Consider the following 15,732-nt stretch of genomic DNA (forward strand, 5'->3'; position numbering starts at 1 on the left):
CCCCCAAATCGCGATCAATACGCCCTAAGGATTGAGGTATGGTTGACGCAACTGCGTCATTTGACGGCAATCGGCTTGCGGCGACCGAGGCATCGTCGCGGGCCTTGCCACGGGACCATGCCGACCTGTCGATTTCAGTGGCGTCCGCGGACGGACTCGCGGCCTATGCCGAGTTCTGCCGCTCGGCTTTGTTTGGGCCGGCGCAGAGTGCTGCCTGGGTCCAGAATTGGGCGGCCGAGACACGACCGGACCTGCTTGTCGCGACGCTGAGTGTCGAGGGCAAACCGGTTTTTTCGCTGGCGCTGGAGGTTGCCTCCAAGGGGCTGTTCCGGATCGCCCGCTTCATGGGTGGGCGCCACGCCAACGGCAACTTCGTCGCCGCGGACCCGAACTGGCTGGCCAAGGCGGATATACCGGCCCTCCGATCGGTACTGGCGGCCATCGCCAAGGCACGCCCGGACATCGATCTGGTCGCGCTCGAGCGGTTGCTGCCCGATCTCGACGGCGTCGCCAATCCGCTCGCATCGCTCGACCATTTTTCCAGCCCCAATCTGTCGCTGGCCGTCGATCTCGCCGGCGGCTTCGATGCGCTGCTTTCCCGCGCGAGCGGCAAACGCAAACGCAAGAAGCACCGGTCGCAGATCCGGAAATTCGAGGCCGTAGGCAGCTATCGGCGCATCGAGGCCCGCACCCCGGACGAGGTGGACACGCTGCTCGACGCCTTCTTCGAGATGAAGGAGCTCCGCTTCCGCAAGATGGGCATCGCCAATGTTTTTGGCGACGCGCAGGTACGCGGCTTCTTCCGCGCGCTGTTCATGCAGGCGCTTGCCGAGGACAAGCCTTCGTTCGTGCTGCACGGACTTGAGGTTGCCGGCAAGCTGCGCGCCATCACCGGTTCAAGCCGCTCGGGCAAACGCCTGATCTGCGAATTCGGAGCGATCGCCGAGGACGATCTCGGGCACGCCAGCCCCGGCGACTTCCTGTTCTTCGACAACATCCAGGAAGCCTGCGAGACCGGTTTCGAGGTCTATGACTTTTCGGTCGGAGATGAGCCTTACAAGCGGCTGTGGTGCGATATCGAAACGCGGCATTTCGAAGTGCTGGTCCCGTTGACCGTGAAGGGCCGCATGCTGGCGCTGACGCTTCGGCAAGGCGCGCGGCTGAAAGCCTTCGTCAAGAACAGCCCGATGATCTGGAAGCTGACCAAGGTGCTGCGCCGCAAAGCCGCCGGTCAGGCAGCGCCCTCGGAAGAAGATAGCTGACGCCATGAAGCCGATCATCCGCACACTGTCCCTGCAGGAACTGGGGCTTCTCGTCGACTGGGCGGCCGCGGAAGGCTGGAACCCAGGTCTTGAAGACCCGGCGATGCTCCAGGCGGCGGACCCCGAAGGCTTCATCGGCGCCTTTGTCGGCGACGACATGGCCGCGGCAATTTCGGCCGTGGCCTATGGAAGCGAATTCGGTTTCATCGGCCTCTACATCTCCCGGCCTGACATGCGCGGCATGGGCTACGGCAAGACGGTGTGGGACGCCGGCATGAAAAGGCTCGCTGGCCGGACCGTCGGCCTTGACGGCGTCGCCGAGCAGCAGGCCAATTACCGGCGCAAGGGCTTCGCACCGGCCTACGAGACCATCCGCTTCACCGGGCGCAAGGCAGGCCCGGCGGTCAGGGACGATGGGTTGCGGATGATTACAACGCAGCTCCTGTCCGATGTCATCGCCTATGACTCCCATTGTTTTCCGGCGCCCCGAGGCACCTTCCTGAAGCGATGGCTGCAGGAACCGCATCATGGGCTGGCGACAATCGGTTCGCGCGGCGTCACCGGCTTTGGCGTGGCGCGCCGCTGTCGATCCGGCTTCAAGATCGGCCCGCTGTTTGCCGACGATATGGAAACCGCTTTGCAACTCCTGGAGGGACTGGCCGGTGCCTGTGACGGTGGCGAGCTGCACATCGACGTCCCCGCCGACAACACCGGCTTCATAACTGCGCTCGATGCGGCCGGCTTTGCGCCGACCTTCACCACCACGCGCATGTACAAAGGTCCTGCCCCGGAACTGGACCTGCAAAGGGTGTTCGGCGTAACGACCCTGGAACTGGGATAGATCGGGCGAACCGCTGAACGGCTCCGCCAAGCGATCCGCGGCTCCCTCAGGCAGCGGCAGTGCGCCGTCCCGGCACCGGATTGCCGGGCGGTTCGTGGCCGAGCGGCGTCACCAGCGTCAGGTCGGGGTAGCCGTTCTCGATCAGCTTGACCGCAGCCTGCGTCACCTCATCGTCGGCCTCCAGCATGGAGAGAAAGACCTCGGTGGCATCGCCAGTCAGGCGGCCGATGCCTTGCGCGTCGGCCGGTCCGCACTCGACCAGGACGAGGTCGTAGGCTGTCGTCAGCGACTGCATGATGATCGGCAGCCGGTCGGCGGCACGCATGGCACGAACCGGATCGGCGGTTCCGACGGGAATGACGTGACAGTCCGAGTAGAGATCGGCGTGGATGACGTCGCTGAACTGCGCTTCCGAAGCGAGCAGGTTGGTGATGCCCGGGAAAAGGCCGCTGTCCAGCATCGGCCGCGAGGCGGCCCCCGACGCGGTGAGGTCCAGCAACAGCACGCGCAGGCCGGCGTCGGCGACCTCGCGCGCCACCAGGATCGCGGATGCAGCCGCCTCGTCGCCTTCCGGCGAGACGAATATGGCGCGCGCCGCACCGCTGGAGATCAGCTTTTCGGCAGCCTTCTCGATATCGATCTCGCCCAGGGTGGAACGCGCCGGTTCGGGCTCGACAGCCGTTTGCTCAGTCGCAGCCGTAGCGGGCATTGCGACCACGTCCTGCGCTTCGGCCATGGCCGGCATCGCGGCGGCATAGGGCTCCGCATCGGCTTCATCCGCACGTTCAGGCAGTTCCTGGCGAATGACAGGGTCCCGCAGGATGACAGGCTCGTGGCGGACAAATGGCTCGGAGACCGGCGTCTGGGCCACATGGGGCATCGCCACCTCATCGATCCGTTCGAAACGGGAACCGCTCGCCGGCCGCATCGCGCGGCCTGAAAACAGCTCCCGCAGAAGCGTCACTATGGCCATGATCAGCAGCGATGCGGCGAAAGCCGCGCCGACGATCGGCCCGACCTTCGGGAAATAGGCCTCGGAGGGAACAGAAGCCTTCGAGGCGATCCGGGCGTCGACCGGCAGATAGTTGCGATCCTGGCGCGATGCCGCTTCGCGGTAGTTGGTCAGGTAGAGCTCGAGTTGCTGTCGCTTGGCGGTCGCGTCGCGCTGCAGTGCGTCCAGATCGACCTGCTGTTCGCCGGCCTGCGCCGAAGCGGCTTTCAACGTGTTGACGTCTGCGACAAGCTGGTTCTCGCGGGCCTTTGCCGTCTCGGCCTGCATCAACAGGCCTTTCATGATCTTCTGGGCCTCGCTGCGGATCTGTGCGTCGAGATCGGACAGTTGCGATTTCAGCGCGCGAATGCGCGGATGATTGCCAAGCAGTGTCGTCGACAGATCGGCGATGTTGGAGCGCAATTCGACCTGTCGCTCACGCAAGCGCTGGATCAGGTCCGATGACAGAACCTCCGGCACGGCATCCAGCGAACCGCCATTCTGCAGCGCCCTGCGCACACCGTCGGCGGTCGCTTCCGCAGCGGCGCGGTTGGCGCGCACTTTCGACAGTTCGCTCGACAGTTCTGAAAGCTGCTGGGTGGCCAGCACCGAATTGTTGCCACCCATCAGAAGATCGGACTGGGCGCGATAAGCGGCGACCTTCGCCTCGGCATCCTTGACCTGCCGCTGCAGGTCGGCGATTTCCGGCGCCAGGAAGTCCGCCGCGGCGCTGTTCGATTCGAGCTTGGCCGCCCCTTGCCCCGCTATATAGGCGGCGGCGATCGCGTCTGGTGTGGCGGCCGCGAGCTTGGGATCTTCCGATGAGAACTCGATGGCAATGATGCGGGTCTTCTCGACGCCATAGACGTTGAGCTTCTCGTGCATTTTCTTGAGCACGCGCTCTTCCGTCGGAATTTCCATCGGGTCGCTTTTCAGGCCGACCAGGACCAGAGCGCGGCTCAGCGCCGACATGTCGAGCGCTTCATTGAACTCGGGCAGTTTTTCCAGACCGAGCTTTTGCGAGACCTGCTTGAGGATTTCGTTGGAGGAAATGATCTGGACCTGGGTGGCGACGCCCTGTTCGTCGAGAATAGGCTTGTCGGTGTCGTTGTTGTTGCTGGCCGGCCGCGTGTAGATGGATTCGCGCGGCGCGATCTCCACCTGCGTCTCGGCTTTGTAGTGCCGGGTTGCCAGCGAGGCGAAAGCGAAGGCCAGCCCGGTTGCCAACAGGACGACGAGGACTATACGCAGCCAGTTCCTCGCCAGGCTGGCGAAGAGCTGCCTGAGATCGACATCGACATCTGCGGCCGCGGACTGAACGGACATGCATCCCTACTCCGATACTGGGTCAGCACGCACCGTAAACAACTATGGTAACTCAGCCGTTAAGATCGTGGTAAGTTTCCGTTAGGGTTTACTGGCGGGTGACAAACAAAACCGCCAAAAATCACAAAAACTCTTGCCGATGCGCCACGTGTCGGCCGCTCCCTTTACCGGCCATTAACCCTAACAGGATGATAACGGACCTCGATCCCTAGAGTTGCTGCGACGTTGCAGCGACCAGTCGAAGGTACCTGTCCGGCCATGAAAAGCACTGCTTCCCTGTTTCGCGCGCTGCTTGCCGTATCGATGCTGGCTGGCTGTTCCAGCTACCGGCCGACGCCGGCCGCCTTCCATGAGGTGCTCGATCAGCCCTACCGTCTTGGCGCCGGCGACCGCGTCCGCGTGACCGTGTTCGAGCAGGACGGGCTGACCAACACCTACAGCGTCGATCAATCCGGCTATCTCTCCTTCCCGCTTGTCGGCGCCATACCAGCGCGCGGCCACACCGCGCAGCAAATGGAAAAGGAGATTGCCGACAAATTGCGGCAAGGCTATCTGCGCGATCCCGACGTTTCGGTCGAGATCGACCGCTACCGCCCGATCTTCGTCATGGGCGAAGTGGGTGCCGCCGGCCAATATTCCTATGTTCCCGGCCTGACGGTGCAGAAGGCGATCGCCATTGCCGGCGGCTTCACGCCGCGCGCCAACCAGGAAAGCGTCGACATCACCCGCGACATCAACGGCAAGGTGATGACCGGCCGCGTGGTCACCTCCGACCCGTTGCTGCCGGGCGATACGGTCTACGTCCGCGAACGTCTGTTCTGACAGATACCAAGTGGCGGACAGGCTCAGGATCGTCCATTGCTTTCGCTCACCCGTCGGAGGAATTTTCCGGCATGTGCGCGACCTGGCCGAGGCGCAGGTCGCCGCCGGGCATTCCGTCGGCATCGTCTGCGATTCGACGACAGGCGGCACGTTCGAGGAACATCTGTTCGAGCAGATGAAGGACTTGCTGGCGCTCGGCATTCATCGCACGCCGATGCAGCGCCACGTCGGTCCCGGCGACCTTGCCTCGGCCTGGCGCACGTACAGGATCATCAAGGAATTGCGGCCGGACGTACTGCATGGGCACGGCGCCAAGGGTGGCGCCTATGCCCGTCTGTTCGGCTCATTGTTGCGGGTATCAAGGTCTCGCGTAGCCCGCCTTTATTCGCCGCATGGCGGCTCGCTCCACTATGACGAGAACACGACCACCGGAAAGCTGTTCTTCGCGCTCGAGCGCTTCATGGCTCGCTTCACCGACTATCTGCTGTTTGTCTCGGACTATGAGCGGCGGACCTATCGCCACAAGGTAGGCGAGCCGCCCATTCCCAACACCCTCGTCTATAACGGCCTGCGCGCCACTGAATTCGAGCCGGTGATCACCGCGCCGGACGCAGCCGACCTGCTTTATATCGGCATGATGCGCGACCTGAAGGGACCGGACATCTTCATCGACGCATTGGCGCTCGCCGGCCCGCGGTTCGGCCGCGCGCTGACCGCGGTGATGGTCGGCGACGGCGACGACCTTCCGCGTTACCACGGGCAAGTGAAACGCCTCGGGCTCGAGCGCCATGTCCGCTTCCTGCCGCCGATGCCGGCCAGGGAGGCCTTTGCCCTTGCCGCGCTTATCATCGTTCCCTCGCGCGCCGAAGCCATGCCCTATATCGTCCTGGAAACGCTTGCCGCGGGAAAGTCGATGATCGCAACCGCGGTCGGCGGCATTCCGGAGATATTCGACATCGGTTCCCCCGCCCTGATCCGACCTGACCCGATCGAGCTCGCGGACAGGATGAGCCAGGCGCTGGCCGACCCGGCCGCCTATCGCGACCTGATGCCCGATAGCGCCAACCTCAAGGCACGCTTCGGCGCCGATGTGATGGCCGCCGACATCGAGAAGGCCTATTTCGCCGCGCTCGACACGTAGGCGCAGGACCAAGCCGTTCCAAAGCCATGCGTTGTTTCAAGGGTTTCTTAGCTCTCTTTTGCTATGACCGGGGGGAAGCTTGCGGAAAGCCCTCATGAACGAGATCGACCCCGCGCGCCGCTTTTCAGCAGAGGCGGTGCGTAAATTCGACGGCCCGGCCGACGGCGACACGCCAAGCGGCATGAACGATGTCGCCCGCCAGGTCGCCTCGCAGTACCGGCGCGATACGATGTCGCCGATCATGGTCAGCGGTGTCCTGCGCATGGTCGAATTCGGCTTGCTGTTCCTGTCCGGACTCGCCGTCTATTTCCACTATGTCGGGTTCTTCAACTATCTCGCCTGGCAATATCCGGTGACGATCGCAGCGGGCTCGTTCCTTGCCGTGGTGCTGCTCGACGTCACCGACTGCTACCAGATCGTCGCCCTGATGCGGCCCATCGCCAATTTCGGCCGCGTGCTGCTCGTCTGGGCCGGCACTTTCGCCCTGATGGCGCTGACGGCATTCGTCATGAAGATGTCGCAGGACTATTCGCGCCTTTTGTTCGGCAGCTGGTTCGTCATCGGCTTCGTTCTCATCTTCGGCCTCAGGCTGGTGATGTCGAAGCTGATCCGGGCCTGGGCGCGCGATGGCCGCATGGAGCGGCGCGCCGTCATCGTCGGCGGCGGCAAGGCGGCGGAAATCCTGATCCGCTCGGTCGAAAAGCAGCCCTACAACGATATCCGCATCTGCGGCATCTTCGACGATCGCGGCGACAAGCGCTCGCCGCCCATCGTCGCCGGCTACCCCAAGCTCGGCACCATTTCGGAACTGATCGAATTCGCCCGCATCGCCCGCATCGACATGCTGATCGTATCGCTGCCGCTGACCGCCGAATCGCGCGTTCTGCAGTTGCTGAAGAAGCTGTGGGTGCTGCCGGTCGACATCCGGCTTTCGGCGCATTCCAACGCGCTGCAGTTTCGCCCGCGCGCCTATTCCTACATCGGCGCGGTGCCGATGCTCGACATCTTCGACAAGCCGATCAACGACTGGGATTCGGTCGCCAAGCGCGCCTTCGACATTGTCTTCAGCCTGATCGGCATCGTCGTGTTCTCGCCGGTGATGCTGGCGACCGCCATCGCCATCAAGCTCGACAGCAAGGGGCCGGTGCTGTTCCATCAGAAGCGGCACGGTTTCAACAATGAGATCATCGAGGTCTACAAGTTCCGTTCGATGTATACGGACAAGGCCGATCCGACCGCCAAGCAGACGGTGACCAAGAACGACCCGCGCGTCACCCGCGTCGGCCGCTTCATCCGCAAGACCTCGATCGACGAGCTGCCGCAGTTCTTCAACTCGCTGCTGGGTTCGCTGTCGCTGGTCGGTCCACGCCCGCATGCCATCGCCGCACAGTCGCATAATTTGCTCTACAACGAGGTTGTCGACGGCTATTTCGCCCGCCACAAGGTCAAGCCCGGCGTCACCGGCTGGGCGCAGATCAATGGCTGGCGCGGCGAGATGGACACCAACGAGAAGATCCGCATGCGAACCGAGTATGATCTCTTCTACATCGAGAACTGGTCGCTGCTGTTCGATTTGCGGATTCTGTTCCTCACGCCGCTCCGGCTGCTCAACACGGAAAACGCCTATTGAGCGCGATCAGCCATGATCTGCCGCGCGCGGCGGTCAACGCCAAGCTGGTCGCGCTGATTTCCTCGGGCGCGGTCTTCCTCGGCATTCTGCTGTCCGGCTTCGTCATCAGCGAGCCGGCGCCCTATGAGCTCTACATGGCCGGGCTGATCGCCATCTGTGCGCTTTTCGGCTTGCGGATTTCCCGCGCGGCCACGCCGCTGCTGGTGCTGCTGGTGACGATGAACATCGGCGGCATGATCTCTATGACGCAGATGGCGGACCTCGCCAACACACCGCTCTATCTCGCCGTCTCGCTGTTTCTCGCCTTCAGCGCGGTGTTCTTCGCATCGATCACCGCCGTACAGCCGGGCCTCTACCGATTGATCTTCATTGCCTATGTGGTTTCGGCCGTGGCCACCTCGCTGCTTGGCATTGCAGGCTACTTCCATGCCTTTCCGGGCGCGGAGATGTTCACCAAATACGATCGTGCCGCCGGCGCCTTCCAGGACCCGAACGTGTTCGGCCCCTTCCTGGTGCTGCCCGGCATCTATCTGCTCTATCTGCTTTTGACCGGACCGGTGACACGCATGCCGCTGCTGGCGGTACCACTGCTGATCATCACCGCCGGCATCTTCTTTTCCTTCTCGCGCGGTGCCTGGGGCATGTTCGCCGTTTCGGCCGTCCTGCTCACCGGCTGCCTGTTCCTGCAGAGCGCCAGCGGAATGTTCCGGCTGCGCGTGGTGGTGATGACGATTGCAGCACTGGCGCTGCTGGTCGTCGCCATGATCGTCATCCTGCAGCTGCCCGGCGTCTCGGAGATGTTCTCCAACCGTGCCCATCTCGAGCAGAGCTACGACACCGCCCGCCTCGGCCGTTTCGCCCGCTACGGCATCGGCTTCCAAATGGCGATGGAGCATCCGTTCGGCATCGGCCCGCTGGTCTTCGGCACGATCTTCGGTGAAGACACCCACGACATCTGGCTGAAGATGCTGATGGATTATGGCTGGCTCGGCTTCGTGTCGTTCCTGGCGCTCGTCTTATGGACGATAGCAGCCGGCTTCCGCATCCTGCTGCGCGACCGGCCGTGGCAGCCCTATCTCCTGTGCGCCTATGTCGCCTTTATCGGCAATATCGGGCTCGGCACCTTCATCGACATCGACCACTGGCGCCACGTCTATCTGCTGCTCGGCCTGATCTGGGGCGCCATCGCGCTGGAATACAGCCATCAGCGGCTGTTGCGGCCTGCCTTGCAGGGCTCGCCGGCACCGGCAATCGCAGCGGGATAAAAGTCGCGGAATTCGGTTGACCCGCACGGGGTTATCACGATACATCGCGACCGGTCCGGAGTGTAGCGCAGCCCGGTAGCGCACTTGACTGGGGGTCAAGGGGTCGTCGGTTCGAATCCGGCCACTCCGACCAATTCAAAGCAGGACTTGCCCCCGAAGTCCGCCCCTCCAGATGCCCCGGTCAGCCCGGCCAAATCTCGGATCTGGGCAACCATGTCCTCTCCCATTTGAACTCCGGCTTGGGCGCCAACTCTACCCTTGGCACACATCAACCCATTCAGCCCCAATGAGCTCAACCATGCGCTGCGGCGCAATCCGCACGGCCGCATTGGTGGCGCCGGCAGCGGGCACGACTTCGTCGAATTCGCGCAGCGACACGTCACAATAGACCGGCAGCGGCGCCGGCAGGCCGAACGGGCAGACGCCGCCGACCGGATGGCTGGTTGCTTCGACAACCTCGGTGGCGTCGAGCATACGCGGCTTGCCGCCGAACTGGTCCTTGAACTTGCGGTTGTCCAGCCTGGCGATGCCGCTGGTCACCACCAGCATGGTGCGGTCGCCGACGCGCAGGCAGATCGTCTTGGCGATCTGGGCCGGCAGCACGCCATGCGCCTCGGCCGCCAGGGCCACCGTCGCCGAGCTCGCCTGCGTGACGATGACATGGATGTCCGGCGCATGGGCGGCGAAGAAGGCACGAACGGATTCCAGGCTCATATCGAAAAACCGACGGTTCAAAAACGTTATGGACGGCGGATTACGGTCCAGCAGCCAGACGCATAGGCACGTGCGATAGACAGATCGGCAAGTGCCAGGCTGAAGCAAAGCGCTGCGGCAGGTACAAAGAAACCCGCCAAGGGGCCTTGGCGGGTTCTCTGGAATGCATGGTGCGGATCTACGCCAGCGATCGACCTTGCGCCGCCGGCGTCGGCGCAGCCGGGGTGATCAGAGCCTCCTGGGGAAGGTGAAGCGCGGACACAATACGACGCAGCTTCGACGGGTCGGTCACTCTCCCGCTTTCGATATCCTCAATCTCGTCCACCGCCAGGCCGCATGTCAGGGAGAGCTCTTCCACGCTGTAACCGCGGGTCTCCCGCATCGCTCTGAGGGTGTTGTAATCTGGCCCGCTCCCGTTGGTTGCCGGTTCGGAGTGGGGTTCGCTTTTCGCATTATGGGGCATTGGCAACTCCATGACTGAAAGAGTTTGATCAAATGAGGAGTGTTGCCTGAGACGGTCGGGAAGATGCCCTCTCGCCGGCGATTTGCCAAGAGCCAAAAGGGCCGTCACGGGATCGTGAACCAGGCGCCTGGCGCGGCCCTCTCGCGTACACGTCGCGATCAAGTTGTTTTGAAGGTCCGATCGGCCTTTTGCCGGCAGTTTCGCCGCGCACGTTCGTTATCTCCGGGTCGCTGGCGTGAAACCATCCGGTTCCAGCCAGCTCGTTCCCGGAAGGATTTTTGCAATGAACTTGAAGACATTCATGGTCGTGCTCGGCACGATTTCCAGCCTTTCCGTCGCCGGCGCGGGCGCCGCCCAAGCCGCAGACGCGCTGCGTGTGCGCGGCACGGTGGTCAGTTTTGAGCCCACGCTGCTCACCGTGAAAACCCGCCAGGGCGATACCGACGCGATCAAGCTCAAGGCTGGCTGGAAGATCTCGGGCGTCGCCAACGCCTCGGCAAAGGACATCAAGCAGGGGGATTTCCTCGGCATTGCCTCCGTTTCGAAAGCGGATGGCGGCAGCGGCGCCCTGGAGGTGGTGGTCTTTCCGGCCGCGCTGAAAGGCACTGGCGAGGGCGACCGTCCCTGGGACCTGCAGCCAAACAGCCGGATGACCAACGGCACCGTCGCCGACGTTACCGATATAAGCGGGCGATCCGTCACCCTGACCTATGACAATGGCCAGACCAAGAAGATTTCGATCCCCGACACCACGCCCGTCGTGACCTTCGCGCCGGCGACGCCTACCGACCTCAAGCCGGGTGCGACGGTCTTTGTCACCGCTGAGCGGGGCAGTGACGGCGCGCTGAGCGCCAGCCGCGTCGTGGTCGGAAACAACGGCGTCGTGCCGCCGATGTAGTGGGACGGGCGGCCAATGGCCGCCTCTCGATCTTGCCGTGCATGGTGGCAGGAGGCTGAATTGGGCAGAAACAGTACAGAAACAAAATTCTACAATCGGGAAATACTGACGAAAAAATTCAGGCGCGTAATTCCATTCGCGGCGGCCGGGCTATCGCCCCGATCCATACGCCCGCGAAACAAAAGGAAACGATCCATGAAGAAGTCCCTCCTCTCGGCCCTCGGGCTTGCAGTTGCATTGGCTTTCACGGTGCCCGTCATCGGTGCGACGAGTGCGGATGCCGCCCCGATGGCAAAGCATCATCGTCACCACCATCATCATCGCCACCATGTCCGCCACCACCATCATCACCGCCACCACCACCATGTGATCGGAAACAAGGCCTAAGCTCCGCAGACCGCCACCGAGAAGACCGGCCTTGGCTTCCTGTCCAAGGCCGGCTACTCCGCCCCGCGAGGCTCGATCGCGGATCGACAATTCACGCAAATCCAATGCGCGACGCCGGTGAGATCGTCATCCCGGCGCTGGCTATGGCACCACCACCAATCCGGCGTTCACCGGCGAATCGAGCGGCTCTGGCGGCTTGACCAATCCGCATTCCTGCGCCGGCGACACAGAGGTGTTGGGCGCCTCTATGCCGACACGCTCCTCGCCAGATGCCGGAGCGACAACAGACATGGCCGCTCGCAAGGAAAATGACGGATCACCTTAGGGCGAGCCGTCACTTCTTCTTGCTCGTATCTGTGGGATTTGGGTTTTAGAATTCAGCGCCGGCTGAACAGCAGACTGGCGACAAGACCGAGCACCACAAGGCCCACTGCGGCGGCAGCTGCCGGATGGTCGCGGGCCGACTTCTCGATCACCCTGCCCTGTTTGCGGATTGCCGGCATGGCATCGTGCAGGCGGCCGGCAAGATCGGAATAGGTGTCGAGCGCGGCATCGCGACCGTCCTCGTAGTAGGCGCCGCCTCGCCTCGCCACAGCCCTCTTCAAGCTGGCCAGTTCCTTGCTGAGAACCGCGACCTGCCTGTCGAGATCGATGTCCGAGAGGGTCGAAAATGATGCCATGGTATGTTTCCTTCACTTGCAGAAGGAAGCGTAACGCCTCACCCGAAGACGGGTTCCGGTTTTCGAACTATCGATGTCGCGTCGGGCTGCGGTCAGCGCACCTGGTCAAGCAGGCGCTTGCATTCCAGGAGGTCGAACAGCGCCTCCTGCAGCAAGGCCCTGTTGTCGCGCGAGAGTTTCGATGCATCCGGCTGCACCGGACCGTCCTCGTCGCTCTTGCCCAGGCCGAAAAAGCGGCGGCTGGGCTTCACCCGCGGCTGGCCGACCAGTTCGTCGTCCATGCCACGCGGCTGGGCCGCCGGCGTCAGCGGCACTTGGTCAGCCTGCCTTCGCTGTGAGATCGCCTCGACGGCGGCCATGTCGCCATTGCCGATGGCAACCAGGAAATGGTTGCCGTTCTCGCGCAACAGCTTCTGCACGCCCTTGATGGTGTAGCCCTGGTCGTAGAGCATGTGGCGAATGCCCTTGATCAGTTCGACATCCTGCGGCCGGTAGTAACGACGGCCGCCGCCGCGCTTCATCGGCTTGATCTGGTTGAAACGCGTTTCCCAGAAACGCAGCACATGCTGCGGCAGATCGAGATCTTCGGCGACCTCGCTGATGGTACGAAAGGCGTCGGGGCTCTTGTCCATGGGCGAATCCTCACGCTGGACGATGATCCGGCCTACCTGCCGAATCGGGGCTTATTTCAGCGGTTTATGAAGCAATATTCAAGCCCGGCGTCATGGCGGCGGCAGTTTTCAACCGCGCAATGGACTACTTGCCGCTTTTGGCCTTGCCGCTCTGATGGGAGCGCAAGATACGGCTCTTCAGCACATTCGACGACTTGAAGGTCATCACCCGACGCGGCAGGATCGGCACTTCCTCGCCGGTCTTGGGATTGCGGCCGATGCGTTCGTTCTTGGAGCGGACGTGGAATGTCGCGAAGGACGACAGCTTCACCGTTTCGCCGCGCACGATGGCTTCGCAGATTTCATCCAGCACCGCTTCGACGAGCTCGGCCGATTCAGTGCGCGACAGGCCGACCTTCCGGTAAACTGCCTCGGCAAGGTCGGCGCGCGTAAGTGTCTTTCCCCCCATGCGACCGTCCCATCAGCTCAAAACATAAAATTCGGCACAACAACGGCAGAGCCTAAGTAATTGATCCGTCAAGGTCAAGGACCGAAACTGGACCGTTCGGCACTTACCAGCGAACCAGGACAGCGCCCCAGGTGAAGCCGCCACCCATCGCTTCCAGGAGGACGAGATCGCCCTTCTTGATGCGGCCGTCGGCGACGGCCACCGACAGCGCCAACGGCACGGAAGCAGCCGAGGTGTTACCGTGCAAATCGACCGTAACCACCACCTTTTGCTCAGCTATCCCGAGCTTCTTGGCGGAAGCGTCAATAATTCGTTTATTGGCCTGGTGGGGCACGAACCAGTCGAGATCATCGGCCGAGATACCGGCTTGCGCGAACGTCGCCTCGATGACGTCGGTGATCATGCCGACCGCATGCTTGAAGACTTCGCGACCCTCCATCCGGAGATGGCCAACCGTACCCGTGGTCGACGGCCCGCCGTCGACGAAAAGCTTGTCCTTGTGCGTGCCATCGGAGCGCAGGCTGGCCGCCAGAACGCCATGGTCGGCGATCGTGCCCGCCCCCTCGCCTGCTTCCAGAATCATGGCGCCGGCGCCGTCGCCGAACAGCACACAGGTCGAGCGGTCGCTCCAGTCGAGGATGCGCGAGAATGTTTCCGAACCGATCACCAGGACACGCTTGGCCAGGCCGCCGCGGATGTAGAGATCGGCGGTGGTCACGGCATAGACGAAGCCCGAACAGACCGCCTGCAGGTCGAAGGCAAAGCCGTGATGCATGCCGAGCCGGTTCTGGATCTCGACGGCGGTGGCCGGGAATGTGTTGTTTGGCGTCGAGGTCGCCAGCACGATCAGATCGATGTCGGCGGGCGTGAGGCCCGCATTGGCAAGTGCGGCACGTGCCGCTGCTTCCCCGAGCGAAGCCGTGGTCTCGTCGTCACCAGCGATATGTCGCTGGCGAATACCGGTACGCTGGGCGATCCACTCGTCAGAGGTCTCGACCATGCCTTCGAAATCGGCATTCTTCATGATTCGGCGGGGCAGCGCGGCGCCCGTGCCGCGCACGACTGATCTGATCAAAGTTCTTTCCTATTCCTTTGCGTCGGTGACGACGTCGGATTTCCTAGCTGACAGGGCACGCGGGTTGCGCGCATGAAACAGGTCCAGATCGGCCTCGATGCGGTCGAGTAGGTTGTTGCGGACCATGTCATAGCCGAGTTCGATCGCGGCGGCGAACCCGTCAGAATCAGCACCGCCATGGCTTTTGACGACGATGCCGCTCAGCCCCAGGAAAACGCCGCCATTGGAGCGGCCGACATCCATCTTTTCGCGCAGGCGATCGAAGGCGCCCTTGGCGAAGATATAGCCGATCCTGGCCATCAGAGTCCGGCTCATCGCGGCGCGCAGATAGCCACCGATCTGGCGCACCGTGCCTTCCGCCGTCTTCAGCGCGATGTTGCCGGCAAAGCCTTCGGTGACGACGACGTCGACCACGCCCTTGCCGATATCGTCACCCTCGACGAAACCGTGATAGTTCATCGAGGCCATGTTGGCTTCGCGCAGCATGCGCCCGGCCTCCTTGACCTCTTCCTGGCCCTTGATCTCCTCGACGCCGACATTGAGCAGGCCGACGCTGGGCCGGGCTATGCCGAAGACCGAGCGCGCCATGCCGGTGCCGAGAATGGCAAAATCAATGAGCTGTTGCGCATCGGCCCCAATGGTCGCGCCGACGTCCAGCACCACGCTTTCGCCGCGCAATGTCGGCCAAAGGGCTGCGATCGCCGGGCGATCGATGGTGGCCATGGTGCGCAGGCAAAATTTCGACATCGCCATCAGCGCGCCGGTGTTGCCGGCGGAAATGCAGGCGTCGGCCGTGCCGGCCTTGACCGCTTCGACGGCCTTCCACATTGATGACTTCCAGCGGCCGTGGCGCAGCGCCTGGCTCGGCTTGTCGTCCATCCTGACCGCAATTTCGCAATGGAAGAATTCACTGATCTCGGCGAGCTTGGGAAATTTGGCAAGCTCCGGGCGCACGACCTCCTCACGCCCGAAGATGACGAAGCGGATGTCGGGACGACGGGTCGCGACCGTCATGAGCGCTGGAATGACCACGGCTGGTCCGTGATCGCCGCCCATGGCATCGATGGAAATCCTGATCACGCGGTATTTATCTCACGGTTAGGCGGCAGGTCGCTTTAGCGACCGCGAAGGTTCGGCGAAAATAACGGTTTTGGGCT

General features: G+C 62.9%; 16 protein-coding genes and 1 tRNA gene. 8 read left to right on the plus strand and 9 right to left on the minus strand.

Translation table 11 applies throughout. From position 1 onward, the window contains the following. Positions 1-38 precede the first annotated feature (38 nt). Entirely contained in the window at positions 39-1,262 is a 1,224-nt protein-coding gene (locus NKH95_RS23565; RefSeq protein ID WP_352774739.1) for a GNAT family N-acetyltransferase, read from the plus strand. A gap of 4 nt (positions 1,263-1,266) precedes the next feature. Continuing rightward, on the plus strand, positions 1,267-2,103 hold the full coding sequence (locus NKH95_RS23570) for a GNAT family N-acetyltransferase (RefSeq protein ID WP_352611707.1): 837 nt from the start codon (positions 1,267-1,269) through the stop codon (positions 2,101-2,103). A gap of 46 nt (positions 2,104-2,149) precedes the next feature. On the opposite strand, the gene NKH95_RS23575 is transcribed toward NKH95_RS23570, so the two are convergent. Next, complete coding sequence (locus tag NKH95_RS23575; protein WP_352611706.1) at positions 2,150-4,420, minus strand: GumC family protein; 2,271 nt, start codon at positions 4,418-4,420, stop codon at positions 2,150-2,152. 258 nt (positions 4,421-4,678) lie between these two features. Between NKH95_RS23575 and NKH95_RS23580 the strand changes: the two genes are divergently transcribed. The 5 genes from NKH95_RS23580 (at position 4,679) to NKH95_RS23600 (ending at position 9,411) form a co-directional block, all read left to right on the plus strand. After that, positions 4,679-5,242 (plus strand): polysaccharide biosynthesis/export family protein, encoded by a 564-nt coding sequence (locus tag NKH95_RS23580; RefSeq protein WP_013532220.1) that lies wholly within the window; start codon positions 4,679-4,681, stop codon positions 5,240-5,242. A 10-nt stretch (positions 5,243-5,252) separates the two neighbouring features. Further along, entirely contained in the window at positions 5,253-6,383 is a 1,131-nt protein-coding gene (locus NKH95_RS23585; RefSeq protein ID WP_128305462.1) for a glycosyltransferase family 4 protein, read from the plus strand. 94 nt (positions 6,384-6,477) lie between these two features. Next, positions 6,478-8,013, plus strand: coding sequence for an undecaprenyl-phosphate glucose phosphotransferase (locus NKH95_RS23590; RefSeq protein WP_128305463.1), 1,536 nt, complete (start codon positions 6,478-6,480; stop codon positions 8,011-8,013). Next, positions 8,010-9,278, plus strand: coding sequence for an O-antigen ligase family protein (locus NKH95_RS23595; RefSeq protein ID WP_128305464.1), 1,269 nt, complete (start codon positions 8,010-8,012; stop codon positions 9,276-9,278). The genes NKH95_RS23590 and NKH95_RS23595 overlap by 4 nt, the downstream gene beginning before the upstream one ends. Positions 9,279-9,334: 56 nt before the next feature. Continuing rightward, positions 9,335-9,411: transfer RNA gene (locus NKH95_RS23600), tRNA-Pro, on the plus strand. 119 nt (positions 9,412-9,530) lie between these two features. Here NKH95_RS23600 and NKH95_RS23605 read toward each other — a convergent pair. Next, entirely contained in the window at positions 9,531-9,992 is a 462-nt protein-coding gene (locus NKH95_RS23605) for a YbaK/EbsC family protein (RefSeq protein ID WP_128305465.1), read from the minus strand. A gap of 178 nt (positions 9,993-10,170) precedes the next feature. Beyond that, positions 10,171-10,455, minus strand: a complete 285-nt coding sequence (locus NKH95_RS23610) for a helix-turn-helix domain-containing protein (RefSeq protein WP_127320647.1) — start codon at positions 10,453-10,455, stop codon at positions 10,171-10,173. Positions 10,456-10,738: 283 nt separating this feature from the next. Between NKH95_RS23610 and NKH95_RS23615 the strand changes: the two genes are divergently transcribed. After that, on the plus strand, positions 10,739-11,353 hold the full coding sequence (locus tag NKH95_RS23615; protein WP_128305466.1) for a hypothetical protein: 615 nt from the start codon (positions 10,739-10,741) through the stop codon (positions 11,351-11,353). Positions 11,354-11,881: 528 nt separating this feature from the next. On the opposite strand, the gene NKH95_RS23620 is transcribed toward NKH95_RS23615, so the two are convergent. The 6 genes from NKH95_RS23620 to plsX form a co-directional block, all read right to left on the minus strand. Further along, entirely contained in the window at positions 11,882-12,031 is a 150-nt protein-coding gene (locus tag NKH95_RS23620) for a hypothetical protein (protein ID WP_164893064.1), read from the minus strand. An 86-nt stretch (positions 12,032-12,117) separates the two neighbouring features. Next, positions 12,118-12,420, minus strand: coding sequence for a hypothetical protein (locus tag NKH95_RS23625; protein WP_128305467.1), 303 nt, complete (start codon positions 12,418-12,420; stop codon positions 12,118-12,120). A 92-nt stretch (positions 12,421-12,512) separates the two neighbouring features. Then, positions 12,513-13,052 (minus strand): MerR family transcriptional regulator, encoded by a 540-nt coding sequence (locus NKH95_RS23630; RefSeq protein ID WP_023810244.1) that lies wholly within the window; start codon positions 13,050-13,052, stop codon positions 12,513-12,515. A 124-nt stretch (positions 13,053-13,176) separates the two neighbouring features. Further along, the gene (locus NKH95_RS23635; protein ID WP_013532231.1) at positions 13,177-13,500 is read right to left on the minus strand and encodes an integration host factor subunit alpha; all 324 of its coding nucleotides are present in this window, start codon (positions 13,498-13,500) and stop codon (positions 13,177-13,179) included. A gap of 103 nt (positions 13,501-13,603) precedes the next feature. Further along, entirely contained in the window at positions 13,604-14,575 is a 972-nt protein-coding gene (locus NKH95_RS23640; RefSeq protein ID WP_023810242.1) for a beta-ketoacyl-ACP synthase III, read from the minus strand. Between the two features lie 9 nt (positions 14,576-14,584). Further along, complete coding sequence (plsX, locus tag NKH95_RS23645; protein WP_023810241.1) at positions 14,585-15,655, minus strand: phosphate acyltransferase PlsX; 1,071 nt, start codon at positions 15,653-15,655, stop codon at positions 14,585-14,587. Positions 15,656-15,732 lie beyond the last annotated feature (77 nt).

Origin of the sequence: Mesorhizobium sp. M0848 (assembly GCF_040319805.1) — a bacterium.
Classification (GTDB): domain Bacteria; phylum Pseudomonadota; class Alphaproteobacteria; order Rhizobiales; family Rhizobiaceae; genus Mesorhizobium.

Excerpts from the sequence above, each read along its gene's own strand:
- NKH95_RS23565 (WP_352774739.1), top strand. The coding sequence starts at position 39 with ATGGTTGACGCAACTGCGTCATTTGACGGCAATCGGCTTGCGGCGACC.
- NKH95_RS23570 (WP_352611707.1), top strand. The coding sequence starts at position 1,267 with ATGAAGCCGATCATCCGCACACTGTCCCTGCAGGAACTGGGGCTTCTC.
- NKH95_RS23575 (WP_352611706.1), bottom strand. The coding sequence starts at position 4,420 with ATGTCCGTTCAGTCCGCGGCCGCAGATGTCGATGTCGATCTCAGGCAG.
- NKH95_RS23580 (WP_013532220.1), top strand. The coding sequence starts at position 4,679 with ATGAAAAGCACTGCTTCCCTGTTTCGCGCGCTGCTTGCCGTATCGATG.
- NKH95_RS23590 (WP_128305463.1), top strand. The coding sequence starts at position 6,478 with ATGAACGAGATCGACCCCGCGCGCCGCTTTTCAGCAGAGGCGGTGCGT.
- NKH95_RS23605 (WP_128305465.1), bottom strand. The coding sequence starts at position 9,992 with ATGAGCCTGGAATCCGTTCGTGCCTTCTTCGCCGCCCATGCGCCGGAC.
- NKH95_RS23610 (WP_127320647.1), bottom strand. The coding sequence starts at position 10,455 with ATGCCCCATAATGCGAAAAGCGAACCCCACTCCGAACCGGCAACCAAC.
- NKH95_RS23615 (WP_128305466.1), top strand. The coding sequence starts at position 10,739 with ATGAACTTGAAGACATTCATGGTCGTGCTCGGCACGATTTCCAGCCTT.
- NKH95_RS23620 (WP_164893064.1), bottom strand. The coding sequence starts at position 12,031 with ATGTCTGTTGTCGCTCCGGCATCTGGCGAGGAGCGTGTCGGCATAGAG.
- NKH95_RS23625 (WP_128305467.1), bottom strand. The coding sequence starts at position 12,420 with ATGGCATCATTTTCGACCCTCTCGGACATCGATCTCGACAGGCAGGTC.
- NKH95_RS23630 (WP_023810244.1), bottom strand. The coding sequence starts at position 13,052 with ATGGACAAGAGCCCCGACGCCTTTCGTACCATCAGCGAGGTCGCCGAA.
- NKH95_RS23635 (WP_013532231.1), bottom strand. The coding sequence starts at position 13,500 with ATGGGGGGAAAGACACTTACGCGCGCCGACCTTGCCGAGGCAGTTTAC.